Origin of the sequence: Sphingomonas sp. CCH9-F2 (genome assembly GCF_001556735.1) — a bacterium.
GTDB lineage: Bacteria > Pseudomonadota > Alphaproteobacteria > Sphingomonadales > Sphingomonadaceae > Sphingomonas > Sphingomonas ginsenosidimutans.
Window position 1 is genome coordinate 1 of record NZ_LSJO01000004.1, and the last position, 18,123, is coordinate 18,123.

At 70.1% G+C, this 18,123-nt stretch carries 19 protein-coding genes; 9 read left to right on the forward strand and 10 right to left on the reverse strand.

Annotation, left to right across the window (positions count from 1 at the left end; genetic code table 11):
* The 3 genes from AX685_RS00100 to AX685_RS00110 all read left to right on the forward strand — a co-directional run.
* Positions 1-1,392, forward strand: a 1,392-nt coding sequence (locus tag AX685_RS00100; protein ID WP_066484203.1) for a L,D-transpeptidase family protein, incomplete at its 5' end; no start/stop codon positions are given.
* A gap of 14 nt (positions 1,393-1,406) precedes the next feature.
* On the forward strand, positions 1,407-1,736 hold the full coding sequence (locus AX685_RS00105; protein ID WP_231738479.1) for a hypothetical protein: 330 nt from the start codon (positions 1,407-1,409) through the stop codon (positions 1,734-1,736).
* A 78-nt stretch (positions 1,737-1,814) separates the two neighbouring features.
* Complete coding sequence (locus AX685_RS00110; RefSeq protein WP_066484207.1) at positions 1,815-2,525, forward strand: MgtC/SapB family protein; 711 nt, start codon at positions 1,815-1,817, stop codon at positions 2,523-2,525.
* Between the two features lie 137 nt (positions 2,526-2,662).
* On the opposite strand, the gene AX685_RS00115 is transcribed toward AX685_RS00110, so the two are convergent.
* The 5 genes from AX685_RS00115 to fdhD form a co-directional block, all read right to left on the reverse strand.
* Positions 2,663-3,865, reverse strand: coding sequence for an acyl-CoA dehydrogenase family protein (locus AX685_RS00115; protein ID WP_066484209.1), 1,203 nt, complete (start codon positions 3,863-3,865; stop codon positions 2,663-2,665).
* A 16-nt stretch (positions 3,866-3,881) separates the two neighbouring features.
* Entirely contained in the window at positions 3,882-4,973 is a 1,092-nt protein-coding gene (locus AX685_RS00120; protein ID WP_066484211.1) for an acyl-CoA dehydrogenase family protein, read from the reverse strand.
* 5 nt (positions 4,974-4,978) lie between these two features.
* Positions 4,979-5,767: an SDR family NAD(P)-dependent oxidoreductase gene (locus tag AX685_RS00125; RefSeq protein ID WP_066484213.1), complete on the reverse strand. Its 789-nt coding sequence runs from the start codon at positions 5,765-5,767 to the stop codon at positions 4,979-4,981.
* Between the two features lie 76 nt (positions 5,768-5,843).
* Positions 5,844-8,108: an FdhF/YdeP family oxidoreductase gene (locus AX685_RS00130; RefSeq protein ID WP_066484214.1), complete on the reverse strand. Its 2,265-nt coding sequence runs from the start codon at positions 8,106-8,108 to the stop codon at positions 5,844-5,846.
* A gap of 7 nt (positions 8,109-8,115) precedes the next feature.
* Positions 8,116-8,886: a formate dehydrogenase accessory sulfurtransferase FdhD gene (fdhD, locus tag AX685_RS00135; protein ID WP_066484215.1), complete on the reverse strand. Its 771-nt coding sequence runs from the start codon at positions 8,884-8,886 to the stop codon at positions 8,116-8,118.
* Between the two features lie 100 nt (positions 8,887-8,986).
* On the opposite strand from fdhD, the gene AX685_RS00140 reads away from it, so the two are divergent.
* The 3 genes from AX685_RS00140 to AX685_RS00150 all read left to right on the forward strand — a co-directional run bounded on the left by AX685_RS00140 (position 8,987) and on the right by AX685_RS00150 (position 10,868).
* On the forward strand, positions 8,987-9,790 hold the full coding sequence (locus AX685_RS00140; protein WP_443026240.1) for an enoyl-CoA hydratase/isomerase family protein: 804 nt from the start codon (positions 8,987-8,989) through the stop codon (positions 9,788-9,790).
* Positions 9,787-10,545 carry an SDR family NAD(P)-dependent oxidoreductase gene (locus tag AX685_RS00145; protein WP_066484216.1) on the forward strand — a complete coding sequence of 253 codons (759 nt, stop codon included), beginning with the start codon at positions 9,787-9,789 and terminating at the stop codon, positions 10,543-10,545. Before AX685_RS00140 ends, AX685_RS00145 begins: the two co-directional genes overlap by 4 nt.
* 143 nt (positions 10,546-10,688) lie before the next feature.
* A complete protein-coding gene (locus AX685_RS00150) occupies positions 10,689-10,868 on the forward strand; it encodes a hypothetical protein (protein ID WP_066484218.1) in 180 nt (59 codons plus the stop codon).
* Positions 10,869-10,878: 10 nt separating this feature from the next.
* Here the strand turns inward: AX685_RS00150 and AX685_RS00155 are convergent, their stop codons facing one another.
* The 4 genes from AX685_RS00155 to AX685_RS00170 all read right to left on the reverse strand — a co-directional run bounded on the left by AX685_RS00155 (position 10,879) and on the right by AX685_RS00170 (position 14,174).
* A complete protein-coding gene (locus tag AX685_RS00155) occupies positions 10,879-11,481 on the reverse strand; it encodes a DUF1989 domain-containing protein (protein ID WP_066484220.1) in 603 nt (200 codons plus the stop codon).
* Entirely contained in the window at positions 11,478-12,188 is a 711-nt protein-coding gene (gntA, locus tag AX685_RS00160) for a guanitoxin biosynthesis heme-dependent pre-guanitoxin N-hydroxylase GntA (RefSeq protein WP_066484222.1), read from the reverse strand. Before gntA ends, AX685_RS00155 begins: the two co-directional genes overlap by 4 nt.
* A gap of 102 nt (positions 12,189-12,290) precedes the next feature.
* The gene (dnaN, locus tag AX685_RS00165; protein ID WP_066484224.1) at positions 12,291-13,394 is read right to left on the reverse strand and encodes a DNA polymerase III subunit beta; all 1,104 of its coding nucleotides are present in this window, start codon (positions 13,392-13,394) and stop codon (positions 12,291-12,293) included.
* A 165-nt stretch (positions 13,395-13,559) separates the two neighbouring features.
* A complete protein-coding gene (locus AX685_RS00170) occupies positions 13,560-14,174 on the reverse strand; it encodes an outer membrane protein (RefSeq protein ID WP_066484225.1) in 615 nt (204 codons plus the stop codon).
* 132 nt (positions 14,175-14,306) lie between these two features.
* Between AX685_RS00170 and AX685_RS00175 the strand changes: the two genes are divergently transcribed.
* From AX685_RS00175 to rlmN, 3 genes are read left to right on the forward strand one after another with little or no spacing between them, the layout of a single operon-like run.
* Positions 14,307-14,939, forward strand: a complete 633-nt coding sequence (locus AX685_RS00175) for a histidine phosphatase family protein (RefSeq protein WP_066484227.1) — start codon at positions 14,307-14,309, stop codon at positions 14,937-14,939.
* Positions 14,940-14,946: 7 nt separating this feature from the next.
* Entirely contained in the window at positions 14,947-15,426 is a 480-nt protein-coding gene (locus AX685_RS00180) for a hypothetical protein (RefSeq protein WP_066484230.1), read from the forward strand.
* Between the two features lie 42 nt (positions 15,427-15,468).
* The gene (rlmN, locus tag AX685_RS00185; RefSeq protein WP_066484233.1) at positions 15,469-16,677 is read left to right on the forward strand and encodes a 23S rRNA (adenine(2503)-C(2))-methyltransferase RlmN; all 1,209 of its coding nucleotides are present in this window, start codon (positions 15,469-15,471) and stop codon (positions 16,675-16,677) included.
* Positions 16,678-16,707: 30 nt separating this feature from the next.
* Here the strand turns inward: rlmN and AX685_RS00190 are convergent, their stop codons facing one another.
* Positions 16,708-17,961: a PAS-domain containing protein gene (locus AX685_RS00190; RefSeq protein ID WP_066484234.1), complete on the reverse strand. Its 1,254-nt coding sequence runs from the start codon at positions 17,959-17,961 to the stop codon at positions 16,708-16,710.
* Between the last annotated feature and the right edge of the window lie 162 nt (positions 17,962-18,123).

Genomic DNA, 18,123 nt, shown 5'->3' on the forward strand with positions numbered 1-18,123 from the left:
GTTCCGACAATCACCCCGCCCGCCCCCACTCAGCCCGGCCCGCTGGCGCCGGTCGCGCGCGCGCCGGTGACACTGCCCACGCTGTCTGCGGCGCAGGCGAGGCAGCTGGCGACGCTGATCGCCGACGACGAAGTGGCGCAGGGGCTGCGCTATTCCCGGCGCACCGACCTCGACCGGCTGGACGGCGCGGCGCTGGTGCGTGCGGCGCTCGACCATGCACGCGCGATCCGCAGCGGGCGGTTGATGGCGGAGGATTTCCAGCGCGACTGGGGCATCCGCCCGCCCGCCTACGATCCGCTGCCCGATTTCGCCGCGGCGGTGGCGAACGACCGACTGTCGGCCTGGGTGCGCGCGCTGCCCCCGCCCTATGTCGGCTATGACGCGCTGGTCGCGGGGCTGGCGCGCTATCACCGGATCGCCGCGGACGGCGGCTGGCCGGTGGTGGCGACCGCGCCCGTCTTCGGTTCGCGGGGGCCGGCGGTCGCCACGCTGCGCGCGCGGCTGGCGGCGGAGGACCCGCAGGTTGCGAAGAGCGGCGACACGTTCGACGCCGCACTGCTCGACGCGGTGCGGCGCGCGCAGCGGCGCTATGGCCTGAACCCCGTCGGCACCGTCGGGTCGCAGACGATGGCCGCGCTCAACGTGCCGGTCGAACGGCGCATCCGCCAGATCATGGCCAATCTGGAACGCTGGCGCTGGCTGCCGCCGCGGCTGGACCAGAAGCGCGTGCAGGTGAACATCGCCGCGGCGGTGCTGACCGCGTTCGACGGCGATGCGCCGGTGATGTCGATGAAGGCGGTGACCGGGCGTCCGGGGAACGAGACGCCGATGCTGATCTCCAAGATCAACAGCATCGTCATCAACCCGCCATGGAACGTACCGACGTCGATCGCGACCAAGGAATTGTGGCCCAAGGAACGCGCCAACCCCGGCTATCTGAAGCGCAACGGCTTCCGCGTGATCGACAATGGCGACGGCAGCAAGAGATTGCAGCAGGCGTCGGAGCGCAGCGCGCTGGGCCGGTTCAAGTTCGATTTCCCCAACGATTTCGCGGTGTACCTGCACGACACGCCCGCACAATCGGGCTTTTCGCGGTTCGACCGGCTGGCCAGCCACGGCTGCGTCCGGCTGGAAAAGCCCGACGAACTGGCCAAGCTGCTGCTGAGGACCACCCCCGAATGGCAGCCCGACGCGATCGACGCCGCGGTCGCGGCCGGCAAGACGGTGCGCGCGCGCATGGCGGAGCCGGTCACGGTGTACCTGCTCTACTGGACCGCCTTCGCCAGCGCCGACGGGCAGGTCGGCTTCCGGGATGATCCCTATGGCTGGGATGCGAAACTGGCGGCTACGATCGAGCGGCGTTCGCAGGTACAGGCACAGGCGACGACATGAGCAAAGGAATCCATGTGACCAAGCGTTCGACCCCGCTTTTCCTGGCGACCGTGCTGGCGGCGACCGCGCTGGCGGGCTGTTCGCGCCATGATGAGCCGGAGACCCCGCCGGCGGACACCAACATGGCGGTCGAGGAGATTGCCCCGGCCGAGGTCACGCCGACGCCGGAGCCGATGCCCACCGCCGCGCCGACGCCGGTCGAGAATGTCGCCGCGCTGCCCGAGGCGCCGCCGCCCGCGCCCGACGAGCAGATGCTGGACGACGCCTCCGTCACCGGCATGACCGCGCGCGCCAACCGCGATGCCGCCGACGAACAGGCGCCGGCCGAGAAGAAGCAGAACTGACGATCCGGCGCCCGTCGTGACGGCGGGAACGGGTCCGGCGTCACGCGAACGTCACATTCGCGGCGCACCGCGCGCGCTGTGGAGACGATCTTCCCCCTGACCGACAGCTGGCGGCTACTGTGCGCGCTGGCGACCGCGTTCGTGCTGGGCACCGCGATCGGGCTGGAGCGACAGTGGCGGCAACGCACCGCGGGGCTGCGCACTAACGTGCTGGTCGCGGTGGGCGCGGCGGCGTTCGTCGACCTGGGGGTGCAGACCGCCGGGCAGGACGGCGGCGCACGGGTGATCGCCTATGTCGTGTCGGGCATCGGCTTCCTGGGTGCGGGCGTCATCATGAAGGAAGGCACGCAGGTGCGCGGCCTCAACACCGCCGCGACGCTGTGGACGTCGGCCGCGGTCGGCGCGTTCGCCGGGGTCGGGCGGCTGGCGGAGGCGGCGGTGGTCGCCGGCTTCGTACTGGCGGGCAATACGATGCTGCGTCCGCTGGTCGATTTCGTGAACCGCCGCCCGATCGCCGAACGCCATACCGAGGCGCTGTACCGCGTCCACGTGGTCTGCGCGCCCGAGCGCGTGTCGATGGCGCGCGACCTGCTGTACGAGGAGCTGGAGGTCCACGATTATCCGGTGCGCGAGATCGAGGTGATGACCGAATCGGACGCCGCCGTCGAACTGGCCGCCGCGCTGCTGCCGACCAGCGCGGAGGCCACCGACCTCGACCGGATCGTCGCGCATATCGCGCGGCGGCCGGGGATCGTCAGCGCGACCTGGACGGTCAGCACGACGAACTGACGCGCGGCGCGCTCGCCAGCGCCGGAGCGTTTACGTTCGCCCTGAGGAGCCGTTGAGCCTGTCGAACCTCTCCCCAGCACGAACGGATGGACGGCGGATGGAGAGCGGATGGCGAACAATGGGTCGCTCCGCCCCCGTTACGCCGGCAGGTCGCGAAACGCCGCATCCTTGTCGGTGCGGATTTCGCCGGGCAGGCCCAGCACGCGCTCGGCGATGATGTTCTTCAGGATCTCGTCGGTGCCGCCGGCGATGCGCAGGCCCGGCGCGTTGAGCGTCGCCGACTGGAACAGCCCGCGCAGCGGCGCCAGCGCGGGGTCGGCGATGATGCCGTACTGATCCTCCGCCTCGACCGCGGAGTTGCCGATGTCCTGCAACTGGTTGGCGGCGATGATCTTCCCGATCGAGCTTTCCGGCCCCGGCGTCTGGCCGCGGCTAAGCGCGGTGATCGTGCGCATCCGCGTGTTGCGCAGCCCCTCCGCCTGCACCCACCAGTCGGCCAGTTTCTGGCGGAAGGCGGGATCGTGGAGCAGCTTGCCGCCGTCCGCGCCGTCCACCTCGCGCGCCAGCTTCAATATCTCCTTCGGCCCCGCGCCGCCGCCGCCGCCGACCGCCAGCCGCTCGTTCATCAGCGTCACCAGCGCGACCTTCCACCCGGCATCGACCGCGCCGAGCCGCTGCGAATCGGGGATGCGCACGTCGGTGAAATAGACTTCGTTGAAGTTCGAGCCGCCCGACATCTGGTGGATCGGCCTGATCTCCACCCCCGGCGCGCGCAGGTCGAGCCAGAACATCGTCAGCCCCTTGTGCTTGGGCACGTCGGGGTTGGTGCGCACCAGCACGATGCCGAAGTCGGAATAATGCGCGCCCGACGTCCACACCTTCTGCCCGTTGACGACCCAGTCGTCGCCGTCGCGGACCGCGCGGGTGCGGATCGCCGCGACGTCCGATCCGCCGGCGGGTTCGGAAAACAGCTGCGACCAGATTTCCTCGCCGCGCAGCGCCGGGCCGACGAACCGCTGCTTCGTCGCATCGTCGGCGAAGGCCATGACGGTGGGGATGCACATCCCCAGCCCGATCGTGAAATAGCCGTACTGGACCGGGTGCCTGGCCTCTTCCTGTCCGAAGATGACGCTCTGGATCGGGGTGCCGCCGCCCCCGCCCCATTCCTTCGGCCAGGTGATCTGCGCATAGCCGGCCGCGGCCTTGCGCGCCTGCCACGCGCGTGCCGCGGCCATGTCGTCGCCATGGTCGATCGCCTTGTGCGCGGCGACGTTCGCGGCCAGCCAGTCTCGCGCGCGAGCGCGATATTCAGCTTCGTCGGCGGTATCGTTGAAGTCCATCGTGCCGTTCCTCGCTTCAGGCCGCGTTGCGGCGTTCGAGCTGCGCGACCAGCCGCTCGCGCCATACTGCGGGCGCCCCCGCGACCAGCGCCAACTGGCGCGAGCGGCGGTAGTGGAGCTGCGGATCGGCTTCCCAGGTGAAGCCGATGCCGCCGTGGGTCTGGATATTCTCCTTGGCGGCGAACCAATAGGCCTCGCTGGCGGCGACGCGCGCGGTCGCGGCGGCGAGCGGCAGTTCGGCCGCGCCGCTGCCCAGCGCCCAGGCGCCGTAATAAGCGTTCGAGCGCGCGATCTCGTTCTTGACGTAGATGTCGGCCAGCTTGTGCTTGATCGCCTGATAGCCGCCGATCGCGCGGCCGAAGGCGTGCCGCTGAAGCGCATAGTCCTTCGCCATTTCCAGCGCGCGGTCGGCGCCGCCCAGCTGCTCGAACGCCAGCAGCACCGCCGCGCGGTCGAACACCGCCTGCATCGCGGCGAAGCCGTCCTCGTCGCCCAGCCGCTCGGCGGGCACGCTGTCGAACACGATCCTCGCGGCGGCGCGCGTCGGGTCGAGCGTCGCGAGCGGCTCGGCGGCGACCGGCCCCTCGACCAGGTACAGGCCGTCGTCGGCCAGCACGACCAGCAGGTCGGCGATCTGCCCGTCGGTGACCGGGATCTTGGTGCCGCTCAGCCGGCCGTCGGCAACGCGCGTCGCGATCCGCCCCGGCGCGACCGCGCCCGGCCCTTCCGACGTGGCGAAGGCGCCGATGACCTCGCCCGCCGCGATCTTCGGCAGCCAGCGCGTCTTCTGTTCCTCGCTGCCCAGCAGCATCAGCGCCTCGGCGACGAAATAGACCGTGGAGGCGAACGGCACCGGCGCGAGCGTGCGGCCCAGTTCCTCCGCCAGCGCGCACAGTTCGAAATGGCCCAGCCCCAGCCCGCCATAGGCCTCCGGAATCGCGGCGCCGAGCCAGCCCTGCGCCGCGATCGCGCGCCACAGCGCGTCGTCATGATGCCGGTCGTCATCGTCGAGGACGCCGCGCACCACCGCGGTGTCGCAGCGGGCGCCCAGGAAGCGGCGCGCCTCCTCCTTCAGCATCTTCTGCTCGTCGGAATAGTCGAAGTTCATCGGCGCTACCTCGGCTGCATGCGGATGGCGCCGTCCAGCCGGACGTCCTCGCCATTGAAATAGGGGTTGCGGATCATCTCCAGCGCCAGCCGCGCATATTCGTCGGCGCGGCCCAGCCGCTTCGGGAACGGCACCATCGCGCCCAGCGCCGCCTTCACCTGCGGCTTGGCGCGCGCCAGCAGCGGGGTGTCGAAGATGCCGGGCAGGATCGTGTTGCAGCGGATCGCCTCCGCCGCCAGATCGCGTGCGACGACCAGGGTCATGCCGATGATCCCGGCCTTGGCGGAGGCATAGGAGATCTGGCCGACCTGCCCTTCCTCCCCCGCGACGCTGGCGGTGTTGACGATCGCGCCGCGATCGCCGTCGGCGGTCGGCGGCAGCGTCATCATCCCCGCCGCCGCGCCGACGATGCAGCGGAACGTGCCAACCAGATTGAGTTCGAGCGTCGCGCGATAATTGTCGATCGGATAGGGGACGATCGTGCCATCGTCCTTCGACCGGGCCACCGTCTTGTTCGGGCCGCCGACGCTGCCGCCGGCGCAATTGACCAGCACCCGTTCCTGCCCGTTGGCGGCGCGCGCCGCGGCGAAACCGGCATCGACCGACGCCTGGTCGGTGACGTCGACATGGCAGAAGGTCGCGCCGATCGCCCGCGCCACATCGGGGCCGATATCGGCATTGCGATCGAACAGCGCGACGCGGCAGCCCGCGGCGATCAGCGCCTCCGCCGTGGCGCGCCCCAGTCCGGACGCGCCCCCGGTGACGACCGCCGCTATATCGCGGCCAAGCTGCACATCCCTCTCCCTCTTGCCGGGTTATCAAGGGATAACGTCTGTTATGGTGACGCGCGCGTCAAGAGGCTTGGCGTGGTTACGCGATGATCCGCACCGGCACCGACTTGGCGGCCGGGACGTGGCTTTCCTCCGCATGATGTTCCAGCGGAATCAGCGGGTTGCACTCGGGGTAATAGGCCGCGATGCAGCCGAGCGGAACATTGTATTCGACGACGATCAGGTCGCCGACGCGCCGGTCGTGATTGTCGCCCGCGTCGCTCGCCAGCGTCACCTTCTGCCCGCTCGACAGCCCCGCCTTCGCGATATCGTCGCGGTTCATCAGCACCACCTGCCGCGTGCCGTTGATCCCGCGAAACCGGTCCGAATAGCCGTAGACGGTGGTGTTGAACTGGTCGTTCGACCGCAGCGTCAGCAGGCGGTAGCGCCCGTCCGCGGCGGCGAAGCCGGTGGCGTTCAGCTCCTTGGGCGACAGGAATTCCGCCTTGCCGCTGGGCGTGTCCCATTCGCGCCCGGATGCCTTGTTGCCCTTCCAGAAGCCCGCCGGCTCCTCGGCGAGGCGCTCGTTGAAGCGGGCGAAGAAGTGGGGGAAGATCGCGGCGATCTCGTCGCGGATCAGCGCATAGTCGCCGACCCATTCGTCCCATTTCACCGCCGGATTGGCGGGCAGCAGCGCCCTGGCGATGCCGGCGACGATCGCGGGTTCGGACAACAGGTGCGGGCTGGCCGGATCGACCTTCCCCAGCGAGGCGTGGATGACGCTGGTCGAATCCTCCACCGTCACGCGCTGCGGCCCGCTGTCCTGAAGATCGCGCTCGATCCGGCCCAGGCACGGCAGCAGCCAGGTGTCGCCCGCGGCGGGCAGCAGGTGGCTGCGGTTGAGCTTGGTGGCGATCTGCACCGACAGGTCCATCCGCTGCCACCCGTCCTCGACCAGATCGGTTTCCGGCACCGCGCGCGCGAAATTGCCGCCCAGCGACAGGAATGCCTTCACCGTGCCGTCGATGATCCCGCGGCACGCCTCCACCGTATCCAGTCCCTTTTCGGTGGGCGGGGTGAAGCCGTAGCGTTCCTTGAGCGCATCGACCGGGGCCAGCTCGGTCTTCTCGGTGATGCCGACGGTGCGCTGCCCCTGTACGTTGCTGTGGCCGCGCACCGGGCACAGCCCGGCGCCCGGCTTGCCGATGTTGCCGCGCATCAGCATCAGATTGACGAGCATGCGGACGTTGTCGACGCCCTTCACATGCTGGGTCAGCCCCATGCCATAGATTGCGATCGCCGCCTTGGCGCGCGCATAGGTGGCCGCGACCGTCTCGATCGCGGCGCGCGTCAGCCCCGATTCACGCTCGATATCCGCCCAGTCGGCGGCCTGCACGCTGGCGGCGAAGTCGGCATAGCCATGGGTGTGGCGCGCGATGAAGTCATGATCGAGGCGGTCGTTGTCGATCAGCCACTTGGCGATGCCGGTCATCGCGGCGATATCGCCGCCGGCGACCACCTGATGATATTGGGTCGCGATCGGGGTTTCGCCGCCGGTCGCCATCTCGATCGGGTTCTGCGGATCGGTGAACCGCTCCAGCCCGCGTTCGCGCAGCGGGTTGAACACCACGATCGGTGCGCCGCGCTTGTGCACGCCGCGCAACTGGTGGAGCATCCGCGGGCTGTTGGTCGCGACATTCTGCCCGAAGTGCAGGATGCAGTCGGTGTGGTCGAAATCCTCGATCTTCACGGTGCCCACCGGCACGCCGATCGACGCCTTCAGCCCCACCGAGGTCGATTCGTGGCACATGTTCGAACTGTCGGGCAGGTTCTGGTTGCCGTACAGCCGCGCCATCAGCTGCCACAGGAACGAGGTTTCCAGGCTGGCACGACCCGAGGCGTAGAAGACCACCGAACGCGGATCGAGCGGCTTCAGCCGCGCGGCGATCGCGGCGAACGCCTCCTCCCACGGCGCGACGACATAGCGGTCGGTCGCGCGGTCGTAGCGCATCGGATGGGTCAGCCGCCCGGCTTCCTCCAGCCGGTAGTCGCTCCACCCGCGCAGCTCGGTCAGCGTGTGCTGGCGGAAGAACGCCGGGGTGACGCGCTGCGACGTGATTTCCCACGCCGTCGCCTTCGCGCCATTCTCGCAGAATTCGGCGGTGTGCGTCGGGTTCGGCTTGGCCCAGGCGCAGCTGACGCAGGCGAAGCCGTCGGGCTTGTTCTGGCGCAGCAGCTCGGCACTGGTGACGACCGGATTGCCCTCTCGCGGGATGATGTCCGCCAGCGAGCGGAGCGATCCCCATCCGCCCGCCGGGCCGGGATAGGGGGTGAAATCGGGGCGGTCGTCATGTTGCTGGGTCATGGCACACCTAACGCACGGGATCGGCAATCAGCACCGCGTCGTCGCGCGCCAGGCTGACCAGCGTCAACCCCGCCGCGGCGGCGCGCGACAATGCCAGCGTGGTCGCCGCGGATACCGTGACCAGCATCGGGCACGCGGCCAGCGCCGCCTTTTCCACCAGTTCGTACGAACAGCGCGACGACAGCAGCGCGAAGCCGCCGTCCCACGCCATCGCAGCCCGCGCCATCGCGCCGATCAGCTTGTCGAAGGCATTGTGGCGGCCGACATCCTCGCGCGCGCAGCGGATCGTGCCGTCGGCGGCGCACAGCATCGCGGCATGGGCGGCGCCGGTCGCGGCGTTGAGCGGCTGATGCGCGCGCATCGCCGCCAGCGCGGCGAACACCGCCGCCATCGGCGCGGTCGCGGCGGGGACGCGCGGCAGCGGGCGGTGGATGGCGTCGAGATTGTCCATCCCGCACAGTCCGCACGAACTGTCGCTAGCGCGCCGCCGCACGCGGTCGGCGACCGCCGCGGCGCGCGCCGGGGGCACGGCGAGCCGCACGATCGTCCCGCGCGGCGTGTCATGCACGTCGATCGCCGCCAGCTCCGCCGCATCGGCGACGATCCGTTCGGACAGCGCGAATCCGGTCGCGAAATCGGCAAGGTCGGCGGGGGTCGCCATCATCACCGCATAGCCCAGGCCGTTGACCTCGATCGCGACCGGTGCCTCCTGCGCGATCGCGCGGCGGTGCGACTCGGTTCGGCCATCGGGAAAGGCGCGGGAGAATTCATGGTCCATGCGTCCCGGCTTGTGCCCGATCCGCCGCCGTGCCGCCATCGCCGTTGCGGGATAACTTTAGTTATGCCACCTTGCCCTGCAAAGAAGCCTTGGGGAGAGGATGATGACGCAGCGGCAGACGATCGTCGTGGAGCGGCGCGGCGCGACCGAATGGGTGACGATGAACCGTCCCGACCGGCTGAATGCGCTGGACGACGTGATGGTCGGCGAACTGTCCGACTATTTCCGCGCGCTGGCGACCGACCGCGACGTGCGCGTCGTCGTGCTGCGCGGGGCGGGCGGCGCCTATTGCGCGGGGCTGGACCTGAAGGCCGATCCGGTCGAGCGCGACACGATCGACCGGCTGCGCCACCAGCGGTCGATCGCGGAGATCGTGATGGCGATGCGCTACGCCCCGCAGCCGATCGTCAGCCTGATCCACGGCCCCGCATGCGGCGGCGGCTTCGCGATGGCGCTGGCGTCGGACGTGCGGATCGCGGGGGAGAGTGCGCGGATGAACGCCGCCTTCATCCGCATCGGCCTGTCGGCGTGCGATATCGGCGTCAGCTATTTCCTGCCGCGGCTGGTCGGCGCGTCGCTGGCCGCCGAACTGATGCTGACCGGCGATTTCATCCATGCCGAGCGCGCGCTGGCGTGCGGCCTGGTCAGCCGGATCGTCCCCGATGCCGAACTGGAGGCGGCGGCCGTGCCGCTGGTGGAACGGATGCTGGATGCCTCGCCGCTGGGGCTGCGGCTGACCAAGGAGTGTCTGCGGATGAGCATCGACGCGCCCTCGCTGGAAGCGGCGATCGCGATGGAGGATCGCAACCAGATGCTGACCGTCGGCGACAATGCCTTTGCCGAGGGGCTGGCCGCCTTCCTGGAGAAGCGCCGCCCCGATTACAGCAAGGTCGCGCGCGCATGAGCGCGCCGGCGGGGCGCGTCGCGCTGGTGACGGGCGCAGGGCGCGGGATCGGGCGCGCGATCGCGCTGCGGCTGGCGCAGGACGGCGCGGACGTGGCGGTCAATTACCGCCGCGATGCGGATGCCGCGGCGGAGGTGGTCGCCGCGATCGAGGCGATGGGGCGGCGCGCGCGCGCCTATCCCGCATCGGTCGATTCGTTCGACGCCTGCGCCGCGCTGGTGGACGCGGTCGCGGCGGATTTCGGGGCGATCGACATATTGGTCAACAACGCCGGCATCGCCAGCCGCGGGCAATCGGTGGCCGATACCGATCCGGCCGAGCTGGAACGCGTGGTGCGCACCCATGCGCTGGCGCCGCATTATCTGTCGAAACTGGTCATCCCGTGGATGCGCCAGCGCCCGCGCGGCGATATCGTGATGATCTCGTCGGTGGCGACCTTGTACCACGCCGCCAATGGCGCGCCGTACAACATGGGCAAGGCGGCGGCGGAGGCGCTGGCGCAGACGCTGGCCAAGGAGGAGCGCGTCCACGGCATCCGCGTCAACATCGTCGCGCCGGGGCTGACCGTCACCGACATGGGCAAGCGGCTGGCGATGGCGACGCGCGGGGTGGCCGACATTCACGAACTGGACGCGCAGTCGCCATTCGGCCGCGTTTCCACGCCCGAGGACGTCGCGGCGGCGGTCGCCTTCTTCGTGTCGGCGGATGCCGATTATGTCACGGGGCAGAAGATCAACCTGCACGGCGGCGGGTAGCGCGACCGCCCGCGAGGGCCAAGCGCCGGACATTGTGGCGAAATCTTGATCGAGTTGATAGCCGCGCGCGGTCGGGCGGCGCATGATGCATCAGCGCCGCCGCGTGCCGGCGGCCCCCTTCGCTCGATCAGAAAGGTTGCGCCATGTCAGCCACCGACGATGCCGAATTCTTCCGCCGCCGTTCGGATCAAGAACGTGCCCTCGCCCGCGAATCGGACGTCAAGGCGATCCGCCGGCTCCACCTCGACCTCGCCGAACGCTATACCCAGCGGCTGCGCGACGTCGTCGCGCGCAAAAGCGCGGACACGTCCGCCCGATCGTAGCGGCGCGCGGTCAGGACGGGTCGTCGATCCGATAGTGGATCGGCTTGAAACTGCCGCCGTTCGATGCCGGCGCAGAACAGGCGGTCAGCCCGATCACCAGATCCATCCGCGCGCGCAGCACGATCCGGTCGCCCGCAACGCTGGTGGGGGGCAGCACCTCCAGCCGTCCGGTCGCGCCATCGACCGGCACGTTCATGAAGCAGTTGAACGCGACCGGGATCGCGTCCTCCGTCACCCCGAACGGCGCCAGCGCCTCCGCCAGATTGCCGAAGCAGCCGCGATGCGGCGGCAGATCGGGGTAGAAATGGTGGAACGTGTCGTAAGAACATGGCGTCAGCAGGAAATCGTGCCGCCCGACGCTGTCCTCGACGATCTCCAGCATCGGGCGCGAGCGGTTGGAATAGAGCAGGTGGCCGGTGGTCAGCCGGATCGTCTCGGCATAATCGAGCGTGCGACCCGACGAGATCACCTCGCGCACGTCCGCCGCATTATAGGCGAGCAGGTCGGCGACCTGCCGCCCCTCCGCATCGATCACGGTCAGCAGCTGCCCGGCCGCCAGCCGGAACCCCGCCCCGCTGCGCGGCCCGATCACCTGCGTGCCCGCGTCGCTCATGCCGTGTCCCCGCCGCCGTAGTGGAACGGGCAGCGCCATTGCGGATCGACCGCGCGGCCACTGTACTGGCGCGCCTCGCTCATCTCGCCGTGGCGGGCGAGCATCGGGTTGCGCGATCCGGCAATCGCCTCGTCGCGGACCATGATCGCCTCGCGCATCGTTTCGTAGCGGCCGTCGGCGCGCAGCGTTTCGAACTGGTCGTGGAGGTTGAACACCAGCGTCGGGCGTTCGAACCGCCGCGCCGGGCGCGACGCGGCGGGGTGCAGCCCGACGACGAAGAACGCCTCCCCGCCGAAGCTGAGCGAGAAATGCGGATCGTCCGGATCGGCGCTGACGCGCGCGTCATACGACTGGCCGCGCCACACGTCCTTGTCCGACAGCGACTGCAGCCGCTGCCACAGCGCCGCCTCGAACGCGGGTTCGTCGAGCGCGTCCGGCCCGTCGAACACCACCGCGAAGCTGCGGAACAGCCCGGGTTCGGCGCGGTAGTCCGCGGCGAAGCGCATCAGCGCGTCGTGGATGCGCAGATCGTCCCAGGCGCTGTCGATACGGCTGCACGCCAACACCATCAACGTGCCGCGCGCCAGCGCCGCCTTGGCCCCGACGCAGGGGAAATCGCGCGCCGCGACGTGGCGCTGGAGCAATGTCTCCAGCGCGGATTGCGCATCGTGAACCCATGGAAACATGGGAGTGGTAGGAATGGTCATAGGGCCGACGATACGGCCCGCGCGGGCGATTCGTTCCGCGCAATCAGGCTGATGCCGATCAACCGCGCGCCGCCGGGGCGGGCGCGCGGCGGGTCGGCGGCGTCACACGCGCATCGGCATCAGCACGTAGAGCGCCGGGCTCTTGTCGTTCTCGCGGATCAGCGTCGGCGCGGCGGCGTCGGCCAGGTGGACCTCGACCGTGTCGGTGTCGATCTGCCCCAGGATGTCGAGCAGGTAGCGGCTGTTGAAGCCGATCTCGAACGGCAGCGACACATATTCGCCGGGCACTTCCTCCGCCGCGGTGCCGTTTTCCGGGCTGGTCACCGACAGCGTGATCTTGTCGCGATCCAGCGCCATCTTGACCGCGCGGGTCTTCTCGGTGGCGATCGTCGAGACGCGGTCGACGCCCTCCATGAAGCTCTTGGGATCGAGCTTCAGGATCTTGTCGTTGGCGGTCGGGATGACGCGGCTGTAATCGGGGAAGGTGCCGTCGATCAGCTTCGACGTCAGGATCGCCTGCCCTAGGTCGAAGCGGATCTTCGTCCCCGACAGCGACACGCCGACCGAGCCGTCGACCTCGTCGAGCAGCTTGCGCAGTTCGGCGATGCATTTGCGCGGCACGATCACGTCGGGCATGCCCTCGGCGCCCTGCGGCTGGTCGACGGTGACGCGCGCCAGCCGGTGGCCGTCGGTCGCCGCCGCCTTCAGCACGCCCTCCGTGGTATGGAGGAAAATGCCGTTGAGGTAATAGCGCGTCTCCTCGGTGGAGATGGCGAAGCGCGTCTTGTCGATGATCTGCCGGAGCGTCTCGACCGGCAGCTCGAACTGGTGCGGCAGCTCACCCTCGGCGATCACCGGGAAATCGTCGCGCGGCAGCGTGCCGAGCGAGAAGCGCGCGCGGCCCGCGACGATCGCCATCCGCCCGTCGGCCGCGGTGATCGACACCTGCGCGCCCTCCGGCAGCTTGCGCGCAATGTCGAACAGCGTGTGCGCCGACACGGTGGTCGCGCCCGGCTGGTCGACAGCGGCGGCGACCGATTCGTTGATCTGCAGGTCGAGGTCGGTCGCCATCAGCCGCAACTGCCCCTCGGCGGTCGCCTCCAGCAGCACGTTCGACAGGATCGGAATGGTGTTGCGCCGCTCCACCACCGACTGGACGTGGCTCAACCCCTTCAGCAGCGTCGCGCGTTCGATCGTCGCCTTCATCTCAACTCTTCCCCCGGCCCGCAGGTCATCAAACTCACCAGGGGCAATTGGCCGACTTTTCCTAGCCAAAGATGAAGGGCCGGAGCAAGCGCCCCGACCCTCCATAACGGTCCCAAGCCGGTGGCACGGCCGATTTCCTGTGGAAAACCGGCCGCACGATGCGCGTCAGAAGCGGATGCCGATGCCCGCCATCAACTGATGCCGGTCGAGGTCGATGTCGACGTTGTCGACATTGCCATAGTGCGAATAGCGATATTCGCCCTTGATGAACGACGTCGGCGACAGCTTGTACTCAAGCCCCGCTCCGACGCGGAACCCGTCGAGGTTCACCTTGTCGATCGTCTCGGTCGCGCCGGCGGCGCCGGTGGTGTAGCGGCTTTCGACCCGTGCGTTGGTGTAGCCGCCCTTGGCATAGACCATCGCCTGCGGCGAGATCACCGCGCCGATGCGCCCGCCCAGATAGATGTCGCGTCCCGCCTCGACCGAGAAACGGTCGCCCGCGGCCAGCGCATTGTAGGTGCGCGTGCTGGTGGTCGCGTCGGTCAGTTCGCCTTCCAGGCCGAACACGGTGTTGCCGCGCTGGAAATCGTAGCCGACGAGGCCGCCGTAGGTGAAGCCGCTGGTGCCCTCCGACGAACCGTCGCCGCCGTCCTGGACGTTGTCATAGCCGGCCAGCGCCTCAACGCGGCCACCGGCGAACGGGCCGTCCTGCGCCATCGCGGGGGCCGCCAGCATCGCGCCGAACGCGGCCGCGGCGGTGGCCATTGCAAGCTTACGCATGTCTCACTCCAGTTACCCACCCCAGAACGCGGGGCGTGGCGTTCAAATAACGGATCGCGGCGGCGTTGCATGAACCCTGCCTAAACAGGAAAAATCGTTGCTTTTCGGCAACAGCGGGGGGACAGGACGGGAATGACCGCGACCCGCCACGGACGTGACTTCATCGCCCGCCACGGCGAAACCGTCTTCAACGCCGCGCGCCGGTTGCAGGGCGACGCGCCGCACACCCCGCTGACCCGCGCCGGCTTCGCCCAGGCCGAGGAGATGGGCCGCGCGCTGCGCGATGCGCTGGGCGAGAAGCCCGCGCTGACGCTATGGGCCAGCCCCACCGGCCGCGCGTTGCAGACGCTGGCGATCGTCGCCGAGCATCTGGGGCTCGACTGGCACGAGGCGCGCACCGACGAACGACTGACCGAGATCGGCATGGGATCATGGGGCGGGCGTTATTACGCCGATGTGGTGGAGGAGGTCGGCCCGGTGATCCTGCCCGGCGGCCTCTTGAAATGCGCCCCCGATGGCGAGCGGTACGATGCGATCGCGGCGCGCGTGTCCGGCTGGCTGGCCGATACGAACGACGATCCGGGCGACCGGCTGGTCATCATGCACGGCATTTCCAGCCGCGTGCTGCGCGGTGTGATGACCGGCGCGCCGGCCGATCCGTGCGGCGCGCCGGTGCTGCCGGGCCATCCGCAGGGGACCGTGACGCTGATCGAGCGCGGGCGCGAGCAGGTGGTGCACCTGGGCACGGGGCACGCGCCGGCGTGACGCACCGGTGATCTGGGCGCTGGCGCTGGCGCTGGCGGGCGAGCGCGTCGCGCTGGGCGTATGGCACCGCTGGGCGGCGATTCGCGAGGCCGGCAGCGTGGGCGGGGCCGGGCCGCGGCGCTGCTTCGCGATCGCGCAGCCGGTGCTGCCCGGCGGCGACAGCGACCGGCGCGGCGCCTTCGGCAGCGTCGCCGCGCGGCAGGGCGCGGCGCGCGCGCCGGCGGTCTTCTTCCGCCTGTCGCACGCGCGCGGGGCCGGCGCGGCGATCACGCTGGTCGTGGGCGAACGGCGGTTCGCGCTGGTCGGCGACCGGGCAACCGCGCGCGCGCCCGACGCGGCGACCGACCGCGCGATCCTGAACGCGATACGCAGCGCGCGCGCGATGACGCTGGTGACGCTGGATGCCGCGGGGCGGACGATCGCGGACACCTATCCGCTGGCGGGCGCCGCCACCGCGATCGACGCGGCGCAGCTGGGCTGCCGGTAGCGGATACTGGAAAAACCCGCGCGATCCAGCTATATCGCCGCGATGCTGACAGAGCCGGCCGCCGCCATGCCCATTCCGGGGCACATCGATCCCGTGCCCGTCCCGCGCGCGCCGACGCTGCGCGAGGATGGCCGCACCGACCTGATCGGGCTGTCCAAGGAACAGCTGCGCGAGACGCTGGCCACGGCCGGGATGGACGCGCGCCAGGCCAAGCTGCGCGCCAAGCAGATCTGGCACTGGATCTACAACCGCGGCGCGACCGATTTCGCCGCGATGACCGATATCGCCAAGGCGCAGCACCCGTGGCTGGCCGAGCGGTTCGTGGTCGGCCGGCCGGACGTGGTGGAGGCGCAGGTGTCGACCGACGGCACGCGCAAGTGGCTGCTGCGCTCCCCCGACGGGCAGGATTACGAGATGGTGTTCATCCCCGACGCCGATCGGGGGACGTTGTGCGTGTCGAGCCAGGTCGGCTGCACGCTCAACTGCCGCTTCTGCCACACCGGGACGATGCGGCTGGTCCGCAACCTGACCGCGGGGGAGATCGTCGGGCAGGTGATGCTGGCGCGCGATTCGCTGGGCGAATGGCCCAGCCAGCCCGAAGGGCGGATGCTGACCAACATCGTGATGATGGGGATGGGCGAGCCGCTGTACAATTTCGACGCGGTGCGCGACGCGCTGAAGCTGGTGATGGACGGTGACGGGCTGGCGCTGTCGAAGCGGCGGATCACGTTGTCGACGTCGGGCGTCGTGCCGATGATGGCGCGCGCGGGGGCGGAGATCGGCGTCAACCTGGCGGTGTCGCTCCATGCCGTGACCAAGGAGGTGCGCGACGAAATCGTCCCGCTGAACCGCAAATACGGCATCGAGGAACTGTTGCAGGCGTGTGCCGACTATCCCGGCGCCAACAACGCCCGGCGCATCACGTTCGAATATGTGATGCTGAAGGACAGGAACGATTCGGACGCCGAGGCGCACGAACTGGTCCGGTTGCTGCGCCAGTACAAATTGCCCGCCAAGGTCAACCTGATCCCGTTCAACCCGTGGCCGGGCGCGCCGTACGAAACCTCCACCCCCGAACGGGTGCGGCGGTTCAGCGAGATCGTGTTCGAGGGCGGCATCTCCGCCCCCGTGCGCACGCCGCGCGGGCGCGACATCGACGCGGCGTGCGGCCAGCTGAAGACCGCGGCGGAAAAGAAGAGCCGCGCCGAACTGGACCGGCTCGCCGCGGAAAAGCAGGCCGCGCTCGGCTGATCCCCGCCGGCGGCGCCGGCCGGGACGGCGTCAGCCGGCATCGTGGTGCGCGGCCAAGTGCATCGACCAGAAACGGTCGGCGCCGTCGACCAGCTGCGATACCTGCCGTTCGGCGGCATCGACCTGCGCGGTGACGTCGCGGAACGCCGCGTCGAGCCGCCGGTGCGCGTCCTCCAGCGCATGGGCATGGCGGACCGCCAGGTCGCCGTTCCCCGCGATCTCGCGCGCGGCCCGCGCCACCGCGGCGACCTCCACCCGCTCCGCCTGCATCATCGTGCGCACCGCGGCGGCGCGCGCATGGACGTCGTTCAGGCGGCCGCGGATCACCGCATGGGCGCCGGCCACTTCGCCCACGCCGTCACGGATGGCGTCGACATGGTCGGAAATGCCGCCCGCCGCGCGGCTGATCTGGTCGGTCAGCAGCCTGGCCTCCTGCGCCACCACGCGAAAGCCCTGCCCCGCCTCACCGGCGCGCGCCGCCTCGATCGTCGCGTTGATCGCCAGCAGCCGGCTCTGCGCCGCCAGCGCGCCGATCTGGTCGAGGACCGGGCCGATCGCGCGCGCGTGGTCGGCCAGCTTCGCCACCGCGGCGTTGCTGCGCTCCGCGGCCTCGCGCGCCTGGCCCGCGACGCCCGCGGCATCGTCGATCGCGTCGGCCGCCTCGCCGATCGTGCCGTTCAGCCGCCCCGCGGCATCCGCCGCCGCGGCCATGCCGGTCGATGCCTGCGCCGACAGTCCGGCGATGTCGCCGACCCGTGCGGCGACGATGTCGGTCGCCGCCGCGGCATCGTCACCGCGCGCGCGGATCGCGGCGGCGACGCGCGCGACGCCGCCCACCGTCTCGCCCACGTCGCCGCGGAACTGGCGCGCGGCATCGGTCCGCGCCCGTGCCAGCGTCGCCCGCTGCGCCTCCTGCGTGATGTCGTCATAGGTCAGCACCCCGCCGCGGGCCGGATAGGGGCGATAGACGATGCGCAGCACCGTCCCGTCGTCATAATGGTGATCGAGCTGGCGGTCGGTCCCCGCGCGCTTCCAGCTGCGATGATTGTCGAGCACCCGTGCGACGCGCGCCGTATCCCAGCCCACGCTGCGCCCGACATGCTCCAGCAGCTGCGCCAGCGTCGTCCCGGGCACGATCGCGCCGGGCGGGAGCGCGAACAGCCGGTGCATCCGCTCGTTGACCAGCAGCACCGTCTCGTCCTCATCCAGCACGACGATGCCGTTGGTCATGTGATCGAGTGCGACGGACAACAGGTCGCGCCCCACGTCGGTCCGGTCGCCCACTGATGTTTCCCCTGTCGGCCGCGGCCAAGCACCGGGCCTTACGAACCGCACGCCGCCGTGACAACGACGACCGCGCAACGCATTGACGCAGCACGCGCCAGCGCCCACGGTCCCCGCCCCGACGACGCCTGTCCCATCCGCTGGAACGACGAAAGGAATGGC